Origin of the sequence: Amycolatopsis sp. CA-128772, assembly GCF_002904295.1 — a bacterium.
GTDB lineage: Bacteria > Actinomycetota > Actinomycetes > Mycobacteriales > Pseudonocardiaceae > Amycolatopsis.
Map to the genome: position 1 here is coordinate 1 of NZ_PPHG01000014.1, position 16636 is coordinate 16636.

Here is a 16636-nt window from a genome sequence, read left to right on the forward strand (position 1 = left end):
TGGCCGGCCGCTACGACTTCAGCTTCCTCTACGTCGACGACGGCAGCCGCGACGGCTCCCTGGCCAAGCTCACCGAACTCGCCGGGCGCGACGCCCGCGTCACGGTGATCGAACTGTCCCGCAACTTCGGCCACCAGATGGCCGTCACCGCAGGGCTCGACCTGGGCGACGCCGACGCCGTCGTCATCATGGACAGCGACATGCAGGACCCGCCCCGCGTCGCGCTCGAGCTGCTCGAGAAGTGGGAAGAGGGCTACGACGTCGTCTACGCCCAGCGCCGGTCCCGCCAGGATTCCGCGTTCAAGAAGCTCACCGCCGGAGCCTTCTACTGGTCGCTCCGGAAAATGGCCGCCGTCGACATCCCCAAGAACACCGGCGACTTCCGCCTGATCGACCGCAAAGTCGTCGACGAGCTGCGCAAGTACCGCGAACGCGACCGCTTCCTGCGCGGCCTCGTCAGCTACGTCGGGTTCAAGCAGACCGCCGTGCTGTTCGACCGCGACAAGCGCCACGCCGGCGTCACCGGCTACCCGCTGACGAAGATGCTGCGCTTCGCCGCCGACGGCATCCTCGGCTTCTCCACCACGCCGCTGCGGATGATCACGCGGATGGGCTACCTCATCTCCCTGCTGAGCTTCCTCGGCGTCCTCTACGTCGTCGGCGTCAAACTCTTCGCCCCCGAAACCGCGGTGCCCGGCTGGGCCTTCATCACCATCGCCATGTTCTTCCTCGGCGGCATCCAGATCATCATGCTCGGCGTCCTCGGCAGCTACATCGGCCGCACCTACTCCCAGGTGCAGAACCGGCCGCTGTACGGCGTCGCGTCGGTACGGACCCGTCCCGGCGATCCGGTCGCCGCTCCCGAGAGCGCCGACGCGGGAAGAGGTACCCGGTGAAGCTGATCACGGCGACCCAGCTGCGCTTCGGCCTGGTCGGGGTGGCGAACACGCTCGTCGACGCCCTCGGCTACGCGCTGCTGATGACGGTGGGCGTCCCGCTGTTCGCGGCGAACTTCGCCTCGACGACCACGGGCATGCTGCTCAGCTTCACCCTGAACCGCAACTTCACGTTCCGCGCGAAGGACGGCGACGTCCGTCGCCAGGCCCTGCTGTTCTTCGGCGTCACCGCGTTCGGGCTCTGGGTGGTGCAGGCTCTGATCATCCTCGCCGTCACGAAGGCGTTCCCCGGCGTGCACGTGCTGGTCCCGAAATTCGCCGGGATCGCGGTCGGCCTGGTCTGGAACTATCTGCTCTACAACAAGGTCGTCTTCCGACAGCGGCCCGCGACGGCCGGCACGCCGGTCCCGGAGGTTTCCCATGACTAGCACGGCCGTCCCGTCCCGGGTCGCCGGCGAGGCCGGGGCGGACCGGGTGGAAGCCGCGCGCCCCAGCCGGTGGGCGTGGCTGAACGGCGACTACGCCCGCGTCTTCGCCGTGGTGCTGGCCTGGAACGTGGTGCTGATCGCCGTCGCGTACCTGTTCGGCCCGTCCAGCCCGGTCAGCGAAGGCATCCCGAAGACCGGCATCGGCTCGACGTCGAGCCTGCTGGCGCACACCTACCGCTGGGACGCCGGCAACTACGGCGAGATCGCCGTGCACGCCTACACCGGCAGCTACGCCCCGACGCGGGCGTTCTACCCGGTGTTCCCGATCCTGGTCTGGCTGGTGCAGACGGTCAGCTTCGGCACGCTCGGCCTGCTCGTCGCCGGGTTCCTGGTCAACCTGGTGGCGACCTGGCTCGCCGCGGTCGCGCTGCTGAAGATCGGCCGGCACTTCTTCGACGGCGAGCGGGCCCCGTGGCTGGTCGTCGCCGCGTTCCTCACCGCGCCCGCCGCGTTCTTCCTGCACGCCTTCTACAGCGAAGCGGTGTTCTGCGCGCTGGGGTTCTGGGCCTACCTGTTCGCGCTGCGCCGCCAGTGGCTCTGGATGGGCCTGACGCTCATCCCGCTGACGGCGTCCCGCATCACCGCGGCGGTGTTCGTCGGCCTGTGCTTCCTGGAGTTCTGGCGGTCGAAGGACTGGAAGGTGCGCGGCCTGCTGTCGTGGAACCTGCTGTGGTTCCCGGCGGCCTTCCTCGGCCTCGGCGGCGTGCTGCTCTACATGAAGCTCCAGACCGGGGACGCCTTCGCCAGCTTCAACGCGCTGAAGGGCGTGAAGAGCTGGTCGTACCACCGGTTCAACCCGAACATCCTCGAGACGCTCTGGGGCGAGGCCAAGCTCACCGGTCACGCGCTGCTCGGCGACGTCCCGATGGGCTCGTGGACGCTGATGAGCCACGTGCTGCCGATGATCGGGCTGGCGCTGCTGTTCGTCTCCTCGGTGTACGTCCTGGTGGCCCTGCGGGCGAAGGGCATCCCGCTGGCGCTGTTCGGTTTCGCGGCGATCGTGATGCTGACGATGAACAGCAACGTGGTGTCGGTGCACCGCTACCTGCTGCCGTGCCTGGTGATGTACGTGGCCCTGGTGCTGTTCGGCGAGCGCCGCCCGCAGCTGCGCGGCGCGGTGCACGTCGTGCTCTACGCCAACGCGCTGGTCTGCGGCACGATCTACATCCGCTTCATCACCGGCTTCTGGGCGGGATGATGCGCATCCTGCACCAGGTCGTCACGACTGGCACAGGGTGCTCGTGGACGGCGCACCGCGGATCGGCGTGCAGCTCGCGCCCGATCACGTGCCGCCGCAGTGGCCGGACGGACCGGTCCGGCAGCAGGTCCACCTCGACCTGTGGGTCGAGAACTTCGCCGAAGCGCACGAGCAGGTCATGGCCCTCGGCGCGACGGTGCTGAAACCGGCGGCGGGCACCACGACCGGGAACGACTTCCAGGTGTACACCGGCCCGGCGGGGCACCCCTTCGACCTGCTCGAGTTCCTGCAGCCGGACGACTGCACGCCGTTCACTTTCCTGCGGGTCCTGCACGAGGCCGGCGGGTTCTCCCTGGTCGACTCCCGGGAGCTGATGGCGATGTTCGGCCCCGGCCGGCGGCCCGATGCGCCGGCCGCCGAGATCGAGCAGCGCTGGGCAGCGATGCTCGACATCCGGCGCTGACCCTCCGTCAGCCGGACTGGGCCGCCAGCCGCTCCTCGCGGTCCGCCGTCGCCAGGGCGTCCAGGACGCCGTCGAGGTCGCCGTCGAGGACCTGGTCCAGGTTGTACGCCTTGTAGTTCACCCGGTGGTCCGAAATCCGGTTCTCCGGGAAGTTGTACGTGCGGATCCGCTCCGAGCGGTCCACCGTGCGGACCTGCGAACGGCGGGCGTCGGACGCCTTCGCCGCCGCCTCCTCCTCCGCGATCGCCTGCAGGCGCGCCTGCAGCACCTGCAGGGCCCGCGCGCGGTTCTGGATCTGGGACTTCTCGTTCTGGCAGGAGACGACGATCCCGGTCGGCAGGTGGGTGATCCGGACCGCCGAGTCGGTCGTGTTGACGCTCTGGCCGCCCGGGCCGGAGGACCGGAACACGTCGATGCGCAGGTCGTTCGGGTCGATCTCGACCTCGACCTCCTCCGGCTCCGGGTAGATCAGCACGCCGGACGCGGACGTGTGGATGCGGCCCTGCGACTCGGTCGCCGGCACGCGCTGGACGCGGTGCACGCCGCCCTCGAACTTCAGCCGGGACCAGACGCCGTCGACGACCGCCGACTTCGTCTTGATCGAGAGCGTGACGTCCTTGAAGCCGCCCAGGTCGGAGTCCACCGAGTCGAGGACCTCCGCCTTCCAGCCGTGGCGCTCGGCGTAGCGCAGGTACATCCGCAGCAGGTCGCCGGCGAACAGCGCCGACTCTTCGCCGCCCTCGCCGGACTTGATCTCCATCACGACGTCGGAGCCGTCGTACGGGTCGCGCGGGAGCAGCAGCTCGGTGAGCTTCGACTCCAGCTCGGGGATCTTCGCGGTCAGCTCCTCGGCCTCCGCGGCGAACTCCGCGTCCTCCGAGGCCATCTCCTTGGCGGCCGAGAGGTCGTCGCGGGCGGCGTCGAGCTCATGGACGACCCGCACCACCGGCGACAGCTCGGCGTAGCGGCGGCCGAGCTTGCGGGCGCGCGCCTGGTCGGCGTGCACCGCCGGGTCCGCGAGCTGCTGTTCCAGCTCCGCGTGCTCGGCGAGCAGCCCCTTGAGCGAGCTCGAATCCACCTCTGCCACCTCTCAGCCCGGGAAACCACGCACTGTGCGCGTACAAAACGACGGCGCCCACCCGGAAGTACCGGATGGGCGCCGTGGAAAAAGCTACTTGGCGTCGGCGTCCTTCTTCTGCCGCTTGCCGTAGCGAGCCTCGAAGCGCGCGACCCGGCCACCGGTGTCCATGATCTTCTGCTTGCCCGTGTAGAACGGGTGGCAGTTCGAGCAGATCTCGACGTGGATGCTGCCGCTGGTCTTGGTGCTGCGCGTGGTGAAGCTGTTGCCGCAGTCGCAGTTCACGTTCGTGACCACGTACTCGGGGTGAATACCGCTCTTCATGGTGTCCTCTCTCGTTGGCTCCGGGTCCCCAGTCGTTCCACGGGGTGAACCGGCGCCGGACTTCAGCGGGTGATTCTGCCAGACGAGCTGACAGGTACTGGAACGCACCCCGCTGACCAGCTATTCCCGACGCGGAGGGGGCCTCCCCGGACACCCGGGAAGGCCCCCTCCGACCGCCGGACTCAGTCGTCTTCGCCGCCGCCGAGGGCGGTCTTGGAGACCTGCATCAGGAACTCGGTGTTCGTCTTCGTCTTGCGCAGCCGCGAAATCAGCAGGTCGATGGCCTGCTGCGAGTCGAGCGCGTGCAGCACCCGGCTCAGCTTCACGGTCACGGCCAGCTCGTCCGGGTTCAGCAGCAGCTCGTCCTTGCGGGTACCGGACGGGTTGACGTCGACCGCCGGGAACACCCGGCGCTCGGCGATCTTCCGGTCCAGCTTGAGCTCCGCGTTGCCGGTGCCCTTGAACTCCTCGAAGATGACCGTGTCCATCGTCGAGCCGGTCTCGACCATCGCCGTCGCGAAGATGGTCAGCGAACCGCCGTTCTCGATGTTGCGCGCCGCGCCGAGGAACCGCTTCGGCGGGTAGAGCGCGGTCGAGTCGACACCACCGGACAGGATCCGGCCGGACGCCGGGGCCGCCAGGTTGTAGGCGCGGCCGAGGCGGGTGATCGAGTCGAGCAGCACGACGACGTCGTGCCCCATCTCGACCAGGCGCTTGGCCCGCTCGATGGACAGCTCCGCGACCGAGGTGTGGTCGGCCGGCGGCCGGTCGAAGGTCGAGGCGATGACCTCGCCCTTCACCGAGCGCTGCATGTCGGTGACCTCTTCCGGACGCTCGTCGACCAGGACGACCATCAGGTGGCACTCGGGGTTGTTCGTGGAGATCGCGTTGGCGATGTCCTGCATGATCGTGGTCTTACCGGCCTTCGGCGGCGACACGATCAGGGCGCGCTGCCCCTTGCCGACCGGCATGATCAGGTCGATCACGCGGGTGGTGAGCTTGTGCGACTCGGTCTCGAGGCGCAGCCGCTCGTTCGGGTACAGCGGGGTCAGCTTGGTGAAGTCGGGACGCCGCTTGGCCTCGTCCGGCTCCAGGCCGTTGATCGAGTCGACGCGCACCAGCGGGTTGAACTTCTGCCGCTGCTGCTCGCCGTCGCGCGGCTGGCGCACGACACCGGTGATGGCGTCACCGCGGCGCAGGCCGTACTTGCGGACCAGCGACAGCGAGACGTACACGTCGTTCGGGCCGGCGAGGTAGCCGGAGGTCCGCACGAACGCGTAGTTGTCCAGCACGTCCAGGATGCCCGCGACGGGCAGCAGGACGTCGTCCTCGCGGATCTCGGTGTCCGGCGAACCGCCTTCGGCCCGGCCGCCTCCGCTGCCCCGGCGACGGCGGTCGCGGAAGCGACGGCCGCGACGGCCGCCTTCCTCGTCGTCGTCCAGCTGCTGGTTGCGGTTGTCCTGGCCGCCGCGGTTGCCGTCCTGCTGCTGGTTGCCACGCTGGCGGTCGCCGCGGCTGCCGTCCTGGCGGTTGTCGCCCCGGTCGCCACGGTTGTCGCCGCGGTCACCACGGTCGCCGCGGTTGTCACCGCGGTTGCCGCCCTGGCGCTGCTGGTCGCGGTTGCCGCCGCCCTGGCGGTCGCCCTGCTGCCCCTGGCCCTGCTGGCGGTCGCCGCCCTGCTGGCCGTCGGGCGCCCCGGCGGCGCGGTTGGAACCGCGGCGACGCCGGCTGCGGCCGCCCTCCTCGGGCTGGCCGTCCTGGCCCTGGGGGCCGTCCTGCCGGTCCTGCGGCGGGCGCTCGGCCTGCGGCGGGGCGTCCGACGGCGCGGCGGCGGGCGCCTCGGCCTTCGGCTCCGGCTTGGTCTCGGGCGCGGGGGCTTCGGTCTTCGCCTCGGCCTTGGCGGCCTTCGGCGGCTCGCCGACGCCCTCGAGCGGCAGCGTCTCGGCCGCCGCCCGCGGCTTGCGGGACTTGCCCTGGCGCTCGCGGATCGCGGCGATCAGGTCACCCTTGCGCATGCCCGTCGTCTCGCCGACGCCGAGCTCCCCAGCCAGCGAACGCAGTTCGGCGACGGTCTTACCGGTCAGCCCGCCGACCGCCCGCTTGGGAGCGGGGGCCGTGCCGTTCGATCCGGCCGTGTCGCTACCCACGTCGCTCAAAAGATCGGTGTTGCTCACACATGTCCTTCCTGACCGATCCACGCCTCCAGGCGGATCAGCGGACTGCCGCTCGCTTCTGATCGCGAACCGGCGTATCTGCCCCCCGATACGGGAGATGAGCTCTTCGGCCGTGCGGAACACAGCTGGAGCGCCTCCACCACAGGGGTTTGCGTCCTCCAAACGGAGGACACGGAATTCGGCACCGCCGAGACCGGAAACCCGCCTGCGTCCCTCCGCGTTACCCCGCGTGCCAGGCGGTGCGGATTCGGCGGATCGACGAAGGATGCGGATCCGGGGATTCCCCGGGACCGGCATCGGGTGCGGAAACGCACGGTGATCGAACGCCCCCGAGGGTAGACCGCGGCGGTGCCGGGTGCAACAACCACCCCCCGCGTGGCGGGCGTGGCGACGGGCACGTGACCCAGCCTTTACTGTGCCGCAACCTGCACACCCGTGAGATCCACGGGCAGCTCCAGGACGTCGAAACCCGTAACGCCGGCCTCGGGCGGGAGTATTCCCGTGGTGGTCAGCGCGAGCACCGTCGGACCGGCGCCGGAGATGGCGGCGGCCACTCCCCGTGCACGGAGCGTCGCCACCAGCTCCGTGCTCGCCGGGTACGCGGGGGCGCGGTAGTGCTGGTGCAGCCGGTCCTCGGTGGCCGCGAGCAGCAGCTCCGGTTTCGCCGTCAGCGCGTGGACGGCGAGCGCGGCCCGGCCGGCGTTGTGCGCGGCGTCCGCGTGCGGCACCGCCGCCGGCAGCAGGCCGCGCGTGGTCGCGGTGGCCGAGCGCACCGAGGGCACGGCCACGACCGGCCGGACGGACGCGTGCGGGGTGAGCCGTTCGGCGTGGAACTCGCCGCCCTCGCACCAGGCCAGGACCAGGCCGCCGAGCAGGCTGGCGGCCGCGTTGTCGGCGTGGCCTTCGAAGCCGGCGGCCAGCTGCAGCGCTTCGGACGCGTCCAGCTCCCGGCCGGCGAGGGCGTACCCGGCGGCCACGCCGGACACCACCGCGGCCGCGGACGAGCCGAGGCCGCGCGCGTGCGGGATCGCGTTGAAGCAGCGCAGGTGCAGGCCGGGCGGCTCGACACCGAGGTGCGCGCAGGTCTTGCGGATGGCCCGCACCACCAGGTGGGTCTCGTCGGTCGGGACGTCTTCGACCCCGCCCGCACCGGCATCGATGACCTCGACCTTGAGCCCGGTGTCGGTGACTCGCACCTCGACGACGTCGTACAGGCTCAGCGCCATGCCGAACGCATCGAAGCCCGGCCCGAGGTTCGCCGTCGACGCCGGGACGGTGATCCGGAAGGCGCTCACCGCAGGCCCAGCGCCGCCGCGACGGCCGAGGGGTCCACGGCCAGGGGTTCGACCTCGACGTTGCCCGCCAGCGCCGTCTGCGGGTCCTTCAGGCCGTGCCCGGTGACGGTGCACACGACGCGGGAGCCCTTCGGGAGCCGTCCGTCGGCGGCCGTCGCGAGCAGGCCCGCCACACTGGTCGCCGAGGCCGGCTCGACGAACACGCCCTCGCGCGCGGCCAGCAGCCGGTACGCCTCGAGGATCTTCTCGTCCGTGACGGCCTCGAACAGCCCGTCGGACTCGTCCTTCGCCTTCACCGCGGCGGTCCACGACGCCGGGCTGCCGATCCGGATCGCCGTCGCGATCGTGTCCGGGTCGCGCACCGGCTCGCCCCGCACGAGCGGCGCCGCGCCGGCCGCCTGGAAGCCGAACATCCGCGGGGTGTTCTTCACCACACCGTCGGCCGCGTACTCGGAGTAACCCGCCCAGTAGGCGGTGATGTTGCCGGCGTTGCCGACCGGCAGGCAGTGGATGTCCGGGGCCTCGCCGAGGACGTCGCAGATCTCGAAGGCCGCGGTTTTCTGGCCGGCGATGCGGACCGGGTTGACCGAGTTGACCAGCGTCACCGGGTAGTCGGCCGCGGTCTTGCGGGCCAGCTCCAGGCAGTCGTCGAAGTTGCCGTCGACCTGCAGGATCCGCGCGCCGTGCAGGACGGCCTGGGCGAGCTTGCCCATGGCGATCTTGCCCTGCGGCACCAGCACCGCGCAGGTGAGGCCGGCACGGGCGGCGTAGGCGGCGGCCGAGGCGGAGGTGTTGCCGGTCGACGCGCAGATCACCGCCTTGAGGCCGCTGGCCAGCGCGTGCGTAATGGCCACGGTCATCCCGCGGTCCTTGAACGAGCCGGTCGGGTTGGCCCCCTCGACCTTGAGGTGCACCTCGCAGCCGGTCAGCTCGGACAGGTGGTGGGCGGGCAGCAGCGGCGTGTTGCCCTCCCCGAGCGTGACGACCTGCGCGCCGTCCGGGACCGGGACGCGGTCGCGGTACGCCTCGATGAGCCCGGGCCAGGGGTGCCTGATCACTGGTCTTCGCCTTCCACCCGCATCACGCTGACAACTTCGTGCACGACGTCGAGCCGCCCGATCTGGTCCACAGTGGACTTCAGCGCGGCGTCCGGCGCCTGGTGCGTCACCACGACCAGGCTCGCGCGGTCGCCGACGTCGCTCTGGCGCACCGCCGCGATGCTCACGCCGTGGTCGGCGAACGCCTGCGCCACCTGGGCGAGCACGCCGGCGCGGTCGGCCACCGACAGGCTGACGTGGTACCGCGTCGGCGTCTGGCCCATCGGCCGCACCGGCAGCGCCGCGTGCGCGGACTCGCGCGGGCCGCGGCCGCCGACGACCATGTTGCGGGCCACCGCGACGAGGTCGCCGAGCACCGCGCTCGCGGTGGGCGCGCCGCCCGCGCCCTGGCCGTAGAACATCAGCTCGCCGGCGGCGTCGGCCTCGACGTAGACGGCGTTGAACGCGCCGCCGACCCCGGCCAGCTGGTGGCTGCGCGGGATCATCACCGGGTGCACCCGGGCGGAGACGGACTCGACGCCGTCGTCGTCGATGACCCGCTCGCAGATGGCCAGCAGCTTCACCGTGCGCCCGAGCCCTCTGGCCGCCGCGAGGTCGGAGGCGGTGACGTCGGCGATGCCCTCGCGGTGCACGTCCGACGCCGTCACGCGGGTGTGGAACGCCAGGGAGGCGAGGATCGCGGCCTTCGACGCGGCGTCGTAGCCGTCGACGTCGGCGGTCGGGTCGGCCTCGGCGTACCCGAGCCGGCTGGCCTCGTCGAGCGTCTCGGCGTAGCCGGCGCCGGTCGAGTCCATCGCCGACAGGATGTAGTTCGTGGTGCCGTTGACGATGCCCATCACCCGGGTGATGCGGTCGCCGGCGAGGGACTCGCGCAGCGGGCGCAGCAGCGGGATCGCCCCGGCCACCGCGGCCTCGAAGTACAGGTCGGCGCCCGCGGCGTCGGCCGCTTCGAACAGATCCGCGGAGTGCTCGGCCAGCAGCGCCTTGTTCGCCGTGACGACGGACTTGCCGGCCTTCAGCGCGGCGACCAGCCAGCCGCGCACCGGCTCGATGCCGCCGACCAGCTCGACGACGACGTCGACGTCGTCGCTGGTCACGAGCTTCTCCGCGTCGGCGGTCAGCAGCTCCGGCGGCAGCTCGGGGTGCTTGTCCGGGCGGCGGACGGCGATGCCGGCCAGCTCGACCGGCGCGCCCGCCCGCGCGGCCAGCTCGTCGGCCTGCTCGGTGAGCAGCCGGGCGACCTCGCCGCCGACCGTCCCGCAGCCGAGCAGGGCGACGCGGATGGCCGGGCGTTCCTCAGGGACAGCCACTGTGTTCAGACCTCCAGGCGGAGCATGTCGTCGGTCGTCTCCCGCCGCAGCAGCAGCCGCGAGCTGCCGTTGCGCACGGCGACCACGGCCGGGCGGGGCATCCGGTTGTACGTGCTCGCCATCGAATAGCAGTACGCGCCGGTCGCCGCGACCGCCAGCAGGTCGCCGGGAGCCAGCGTGTCGGGCAGCCAGCAGTCTCGTACGACGATGTCGCCGGACTCACAGTGTTTTCCCACGACCCGGGACAGCACGGCCTGCACCGGCTGATCGTTGTCGCCCGCGGAGCGGGAAACCACCCGGACGTCGTACACGGCGTCGTAGAGCGCGGTGCGGATGTTGTCGCTCATCCCGCCGTCGACGCTGACGTACCGCCGCGCCGACTCGTCGCCGAGCGAGACGTCCTTGATGGTGCCGACCTCGTAGAGCGTGACCGTGCCGGGACCGGCGATCGCGCGGCCCGGCTCGCCGGCGATCCGCGGCACCGGCAGGCCCGCGTACGCGCACTCCTTGCGGACGATCTCGCGGATCTGCGTGATCATCTGCGCGGGCGGCGGCGGGTTGTCCTTCTCGGTGTAGGCGATGCCGAACCCGCCGCCGAGGTCGACCAGGCTCAGCTGGTCGAGCAGCTCGGCGCCGTGCTCCTTGGCCAGGTCGGCGAGCAGCCCGACGACGCGGCGGGCGGCGACCTCGAAGCCGTCGGCGTCGAAGATCTGCGAGCCGATGTGGCTGTGCAGGCCGACGAGCTTGAGCGAGCGCGCGTTGAGCACCCGGCGCACGGCCTCGGCGGCGTCGCCGCTCGCCAGCGAGAACCCGAACTTCTGGTCCTCGTGCGCGGTCGCGATGAACTCGTGGGTGTGCGCCTCGACGCCGACGGTGACCCGGATCAGCACCGGCTGCACGACGTCGTGGCGGGCGGTGATGTCGGCCAGGCGGGCGATCTCGAAGTACGAGTCGAGCACGATCGTGCCGACCCCGGAGACGACCGCGGCTTCCAGCTCGGCGGGCGACTTGTTGTTGCCGTGGAAGGTGATCCGCTCGGCCGGGAAGTCCGCGCGCTGCGCCACGGCGAGCTCGCCGCCGCTGCAGACGTCCAGGCTCAGCCCCTGCTCGGCCACCCAGCGGGCGATCTCGATGGAGAGGAACGCCTTGGACGCGTAGTGCACGAGGGCCGGGTCGTCGAACGCCTCGGCGTAGTCGGCGCAGCGCGACTTGAAGTCGGCTTCGTCGACGACGAACAACGGCGTGCCGTGCTTCTCGGCCAGCTCGCGGACGTCGACGCCGGCGATCCGGACGACGCCGTCGCCGGCGCGGAAGGTGTTGCGGGGCCACACCTTCGCGGGCAGCTTGTCGAGCTCTTCGACACCGGACGGCTGCAGCCCGGAGGTGTCGGCGTGGGGGTAGACGTCGGCGTGCCTGGGGCCCGCGGGGTGCGCCATTTCTTACATCCGTTCCGGAGCGGAGACACCGAGGAGGGCGAGGCCGTTCGCCAGGACCTGGCGGGCGGCCTCGCACAGCGCGAGCCGGGCGTGCGTCAGAGGGGTCGCCTCTTCGTCGCCCATGGGCAGCACGCGGCCCACGGTGTAGAACTTGTGGTAGGCGCCCGCGAGTTCTTCGAGGTAGCGCGCGATCCGGTGCGGCTCCCGCATTTCGGCGGCGCGGCGCACGGTTTCCGGGAACTCGCCGATGGTGCGGATCAGGTCGCCCTCGGCGGGGAGCGTCAAGAGTCCGAAATCGACGTCCGAAGTGGACTTGATGCCGAGGTCGGCCGCGTTGCGCTGCAGGGACGCCAGCCGCGCGTGCGCGTACTGGACGTAGTAGACGGGGTTGTCGTTGGAGTGCTTGCGCAGCAGGTCCAGGTCGACGTCCAAAGTGGAGTCGACGGAGTAGCGGATCAGCTCGTAGCGGGCCGGGTCGACGCCGACCGCCTCGACGAGGTCCTCCATGGTGATCACGGTGCCGGCGCGCTTGGACATCCGGACCGGCTTGCCGTCGCTGACCAGGTTGACCATCTGGCCGATCAGCACCTCGACCGTGGCCGGGTCGTCGCCGAACGCGGCGGCCGCGGCCTTGAGCCGGGCGATGTAGCCGTGGTGGTCCGCGCCGAGCATGTAGATGCACAGGTCGAAGCCGCGGTTGCGCTTGTCCTTGAAGTAGGCCAGGTCGCCGGCGATGTAGGCCGGGTTGCCGTCCTGCTTGATGACGACGCGGTCCTTGTCGTCGCCGTACTCCTTCGACTTCAGCCACCAGGCGCCGTCTTCGAAGTAGAGGTTCCCGGAGTCCTTCAGCTCCTGCACGGCCGCGCCGACCGCGCCGGACTCGTGCAGCGAGTTCTCGTGGAAGTAGACGTCGAAGTCGGTGCCGAACTCGTGCAGGCTCTGCCGGATCTCGGTGAACATCAGCTCGATGCCGATCCGGCGGAAGGTCTCGTGCCGCTCGGCCTCGGGCAGCGACAGCGCGCTCGGCTCGGCCTTGATGACCTCGGCGGCGATGTCGTTGATGTAGCCGCCCGCGTAGCCGTCCTCCGGCGCGGGCTCGCCCTTCGCGGCGGCGATCAGCGACCGGACGAACCGGTCGATCTGGGCGCCGGCGTCGTTGAAGTAGTACTCGCGGGTGACATCGGCGCCCTGCGCGGCCAGCACGCGGCCCAGCGCGTCGCCGACCGCGGCCCAGCGGGTGCCGCCGAGGTGGATCGGGCCGGTCGGGTTCGCCGAGACGAACTCGAGGTTGATCCGGGTGCCGGCCAGCGCGTCGCCGCGGCCGTACGCGGCGCCGGCGTCGAGCACCTGGCGCACGATGTCGCCCTGGGCGGCCGCGGCGAGCCGGAAGTTGAGGAAGCCGGGGCCGGCGACCTCGGCCGAGGCGACGCCGTCGTCCGCCGAGACCGCCTCGGCGAGCGCTTCGGCGAAGTCGCGCGGCTTGAGGCCCGCCTTCTTGGCGACCTGCAGGGCCAGGTTCGTCGCGTAGTCGCCGTGGTCGGGGTTGCGCGGGCGTTCGATGGTCACCTGCTCCGGCAGCACGGCGTCGTCGATGCCGCGTGCGGCGAGCACCTGCACGGCGGAGCTGCGGACCAGGTCGGCGAGAGCGGCGGGAGTCACTTGCCGAATTCTAGGTGTGCCCTGGTCGGGGGCGTTCATCGGTCTCGGCCACGTCACGGTGGGCTTCCACGTGAGGTGTTAACCGTGATCAGACGGCTGGTCTCTACACTGGCCCGGGCGGGAATCCGTCCGCAGCCACCAGAGGGAGAACGCGGGAGCCATGGCGAACGGGACAACTCGGAAAAAGGGGTCGGCGGTGAAGGCGGCCCGCGGTTCCGTGGTGAGCAAGAAGGGGACGCCGTGGGGCACGATCATCGCCGTCATCGCCGTCGTGGCGCTGGCCGCGTCGGTGATCGTCTACTACATGGTGCAGTCCGCGCCGAAGCGTGAGCAGGAAAACCGCGAGGCCGCCGCCGCTTCGTTCGCGCCGACCGCGTCGGACCCGGACCCCTCGAAGCGCATCCCGGGCGTGGTGACCGCGACCTACACCGGCAGCGTCCACGTGCTCCCGACCGAGCGCGTCGCCTACGACAAGACCCCGCCGTTCGGCGGGCCGCACGACCAGACGTGGGCCACCTGCACCGGCACCGTGTACCCGGCCGCCGTCCGCACCGAGAACATGGTGCACGCGCTCGAGCACGGCGCCGTGTGGATCGCCTACAACCCGCAGCAGGTCTCGGGTGACGCGCTCAACCTGCTGAGCGTGCGCGCCAAGGGCAAGCCGTACACGATGCTGTCGCCCTACCCGGGCTTGGACAAGCCAATCTCGCTGCAGTCGTGGGGCCACCAGCTGAAGCTGGACGACGCCGGCGACCCGCGGATCGACGAGTTCATCGCGGCGCTGCGGAGCAACCCGAACGGCGTCTACCCCGAGGTCGGCGCGTCCTGCGACGCGGTCCCGGGCCAGTTCGACCCGGACAACCCGCCGCCGTTCGACCCGTCGAAGCCGGGCCCGGACGCGAAGCCGATGGACTACAAGGGCAGCACGTCCGCGCAGGGTGAGAACGGCATGCCGGCGTCGTCGGCTCCGGCGTCCTCCGCCGCCGCCTCCCCCACGCCGACGAAGAAGTGACCACCGAAGCCGGCCTCGACACCGAAGAGGGCCCCGAGCAGCCGACCTGGTCCCGCTGGGTGATCATCGGCGGGACGCTGCTCGCGGTCCTGCTCATCGGCGCGACGGCCGGGATGTTCCTCACCCGGGCCATCGACGACGACCCGGCGGCCGCGGTGCCGGCGGCCGGGTCGGTCGAGGTCGGCTTCGCCCAGGACATGTCGACGCACCACCTCCAGGCGGTGACGATGGCGGGCATCGCCCGCGACCGCACGACCGACCCGGAGATCAAGCAGCTGTCGTTCGACATCGAGCGCACGCAGCTCGAACAGGTCGGCCGGATGAAGGGCTGGCTCATGCTGTGGGACCGGCCCGAGCAGCCGATCGGCGCCCCGATGCAGTGGATGACGGAGCCGATGCAGGGCCACGACGGCATGTCGATGGCCCCTTCGTCGATCAACCCGGCCGGCGGCCCGCTGATGCCGGGCATGGCGACCGACGAGGAGCTGTCCAAGCTGCGGTCGCTGTCGGGCCGCCCGTTCGACGTGTTCTACCTGCAGCTGATGCTCCGCCACCACCAGGGCGGGACGTCGATGGCCCAGTACGCGGCGGCGCATTCGACGCTGCCGGCGTTGAAGGCGCTGGTGAACAGCATCCTGGCGTCGCAGGGCGCGGAGATGGATCAGATCAAGCTGATGCTTTCGGGCCGGGGCGCCCAGCCGCTGCCCGCCTGAACTACCAGCTGAGTTCCTGACAGCGTCGCGCACACTGCGGCGCCTCGACCTGCAGCGTCGCGTGCTCGATGGCGTACCGCGAAGACAGCAGGTTCTGCGCCTCGGTCAGCACGTCCGACTGCTTCGCCGGCGGCGCCAGCGTCAGGTGCGCCGAAGCCACCTCCATGCCAGACGTCAGCGTCCAGACGTGCAGGTCGTGCACGTCCGCCACGCCCGGGAGGGCGGCCAGCTCCGCGTTGATCGCGCCGACGTCGACGCCCTGCGGCGCGTGCTGGAAGAGGATGCGCAGTGCGCGCCGGGCCAGCACCCAGGTGCGCGGCAGCACGAACAGCCCGATCGCGACACCGATGATCGGGTCGGCGTAGCGCCAGCCCGTCAGCAGCGTCACCGCGCCGCTGACCAGCACGCCGACCGAGCCGATCAGGTCGGCCACCACCTCGAGGTACGCGCCGCGGACGTTGAGGCTCTCCTTCGCGCCGGACCGCAGCACCCCGAACGACACGAGGTTGGCCACCAGGCCCGCCGCCGCGGCCAGCAGCACCGGGAGGCCCGGGACCGCGGGCGGGTCGCTGATCCGGCCGATCGCCTCGACGAGGACGTAGCCCGCCACGCCGAACAGCAGGATCGCGTTGCCGAGCGCGGCCAGCACCTCCGCGCGGTAGAGCCCGAAGGTGCGGCTGACCGTGGGGCCGGAGCGCCGGGCCAGGATGATCGCGGCCAGCGCCATGCCGACCCCGAGGACGTCGGTGAACATGTGCGCCGCGTCGGAGATGAGGGCCAGCGAGCCGGTCGCGAAGCCGACGACGAACTCGAGCACCATGAAGCCGGCGCCGACGCCGAGGGCGATGGCCAGGCTCCGCACGTACCGGCCCGACGCACTCGCCGGCTCGATCGCGTGCCCGTGGCCGTGTCCGTGCCCCATTCCGCCTCCGTTCCCGGTTCACCGTCCGGCCAAACATATAGTCGGATGCGCATATGTGCAACAGAGGGCAGCCTAAGTTCACCCATCCGCAAGCTACCGCGCACGGCGAGGCCACCCAATCCACCAGGCGGGGTTTCCCACGCTGCGGACTCGTCACGCTTCGGCGTCGACCATCCGCTGCAGCAGCGCGCGCAATCGGACACGGTCCTCCGGAGCCAGCGCGGCCAGCGGTTCCGCGGCGAAGCCGAGCGAGCGCCGGAAGTCCCGGGCGAGGACCGCACCCGCCGGCGTGGCGACGATGTTCTTGATGCGCCGGTCGCGCTCGTCCGGCCGCCGCTCCACCAGGCCGCGCGCTTCGAGCCGGTCGATGATGCCGGTCACGTTCGACCGCTCGGACTTCAGCCTGTCCGCGATGCGGTGCATCGGCAGCGGTTCCCGCAGCGCGGCGAGCACCTTGGCCTGCACCGTCGTCAGCCCCTGCGACGCCGCCGCGGCCTCATACGATTCGGTGAACCGGTCGACGATCCGCGCGAGCAGGGCGACGACGTCGTCGGTGATCGGGTCTGCGCTCATCTACCGATGATAGGGAAATAGTTGACTACATGAACCA

At 71.1% G+C, this 16636-nt stretch carries 16 protein-coding genes; 6 read left to right on the forward strand and 10 right to left on the reverse strand.

The features are described from left to right. From C2L59_RS05405 to C2L59_RS48600, 4 genes are all read left to right on the forward strand, one after another. The coding region (locus C2L59_RS05405; RefSeq protein ID WP_103348406.1) for a glycosyltransferase family 2 protein at positions 1–896 on the forward strand (896 nt) is incomplete at its 5' end. Then, positions 893–1324, forward strand: coding sequence for a GtrA family protein (locus tag C2L59_RS05410; RefSeq protein ID WP_103348407.1), 432 nt, complete (start codon positions 893–895; stop codon positions 1322–1324). The genes C2L59_RS05405 and C2L59_RS05410, both read left to right, overlap by 4 nt. Then, complete coding sequence (locus tag C2L59_RS05415) at positions 1317–2582, forward strand: mannosyltransferase family protein (RefSeq protein WP_103348408.1); 1266 nt, start codon at positions 1317–1319, stop codon at positions 2580–2582. The genes C2L59_RS05410 and C2L59_RS05415 overlap by 8 nt, the downstream gene beginning before the upstream one ends. Before the next feature lie 43 nt (positions 2583–2625). After that, complete coding sequence (locus tag C2L59_RS48600; RefSeq protein ID WP_233223286.1) at positions 2626–3045, forward strand: VOC family protein; 420 nt, start codon at positions 2626–2628, stop codon at positions 3043–3045. A gap of 7 nt (positions 3046–3052) precedes the next feature. Here the strand turns inward: C2L59_RS48600 and prfA are convergent, their stop codons facing one another. The 8 genes from prfA to argS form a co-directional block, all read right to left on the reverse strand. Beyond that, positions 3053–4123 carry a peptide chain release factor 1 gene (gene prfA / locus C2L59_RS05425; protein WP_103348409.1) on the reverse strand — a complete coding sequence of 357 codons (1071 nt, stop codon included), beginning with the start codon at positions 4121–4123 and terminating at the stop codon, positions 3053–3055. A 93-nt stretch (positions 4124–4216) separates the two neighbouring features. Further along, complete coding sequence (rpmE, locus tag C2L59_RS05430) at positions 4217–4447, reverse strand: 50S ribosomal protein L31 (protein ID WP_086672673.1); 231 nt, start codon at positions 4445–4447, stop codon at positions 4217–4219. A 182-nt stretch (positions 4448–4629) separates the two neighbouring features. Next, positions 4630–6621, reverse strand: coding sequence for a transcription termination factor Rho (rho, locus tag C2L59_RS05435; RefSeq protein ID WP_103348410.1), 1992 nt, complete (start codon positions 6619–6621; stop codon positions 4630–4632). Between the two features lie 410 nt (positions 6622–7031). Then, entirely contained in the window at positions 7032–7916 is an 885-nt protein-coding gene (gene thrB / locus C2L59_RS05440) for a homoserine kinase (RefSeq protein ID WP_103348411.1), read from the reverse strand. Next, on the reverse strand, positions 7913–8974 hold the full coding sequence (thrC, locus tag C2L59_RS05445) for a threonine synthase (protein WP_103348412.1): 1062 nt from the start codon (positions 8972–8974) through the stop codon (positions 7913–7915). Before thrC ends, thrB begins: the two co-directional genes overlap by 4 nt. After that, the gene (locus C2L59_RS05450; protein ID WP_199198927.1) at positions 8971–10284 is read right to left on the reverse strand and encodes a homoserine dehydrogenase; all 1314 of its coding nucleotides are present in this window, start codon (positions 10282–10284) and stop codon (positions 8971–8973) included. Before C2L59_RS05450 ends, thrC begins: the two co-directional genes overlap by 4 nt. A gap of 5 nt (positions 10285–10289) precedes the next feature. Beyond that, positions 10290–11720 (reverse strand): diaminopimelate decarboxylase, encoded by a 1431-nt coding sequence (gene lysA, locus C2L59_RS05455; protein WP_103348414.1) that lies wholly within the window; start codon positions 11718–11720, stop codon positions 10290–10292. A gap of 3 nt (positions 11721–11723) precedes the next feature. Further along, positions 11724–13379, reverse strand: coding sequence for an arginine--tRNA ligase (argS, locus tag C2L59_RS05460; protein ID WP_103348415.1), 1656 nt, complete (start codon positions 13377–13379; stop codon positions 11724–11726). A gap of 196 nt (positions 13380–13575) precedes the next feature. On the opposite strand from argS, the gene C2L59_RS05465 reads away from it, so the two are divergent. Both C2L59_RS05465 and C2L59_RS05470 read left to right on the forward strand, forming a co-directional pair. Beyond that, positions 13576–14391, forward strand: coding sequence for a DUF3105 domain-containing protein (locus C2L59_RS05465; protein WP_103348416.1), 816 nt, complete (start codon positions 13576–13578; stop codon positions 14389–14391). Beyond that, positions 14388–15104, forward strand: coding sequence for a DUF305 domain-containing protein (locus C2L59_RS05470; RefSeq protein WP_103348417.1), 717 nt, complete (start codon positions 14388–14390; stop codon positions 15102–15104). Before C2L59_RS05465 ends, C2L59_RS05470 begins: the two co-directional genes overlap by 4 nt. A 1-nt stretch (position 15105) precedes the next feature. Here the strand turns inward: C2L59_RS05470 and C2L59_RS05475 are convergent, their stop codons facing one another. Continuing rightward, positions 15106–16026, reverse strand: a complete 921-nt coding sequence (locus C2L59_RS05475) for a cation diffusion facilitator family transporter (RefSeq protein ID WP_103348418.1) — start codon at positions 16024–16026, stop codon at positions 15106–15108. 153 nt (positions 16027–16179) lie between these two features. Next, positions 16180–16599 carry a MarR family winged helix-turn-helix transcriptional regulator gene (locus C2L59_RS05480; RefSeq protein ID WP_103348419.1) on the reverse strand — a complete coding sequence of 140 codons (420 nt, stop codon included), beginning with the start codon at positions 16597–16599 and terminating at the stop codon, positions 16180–16182. Between the last annotated feature and the right edge of the window lie 37 nt (positions 16600–16636).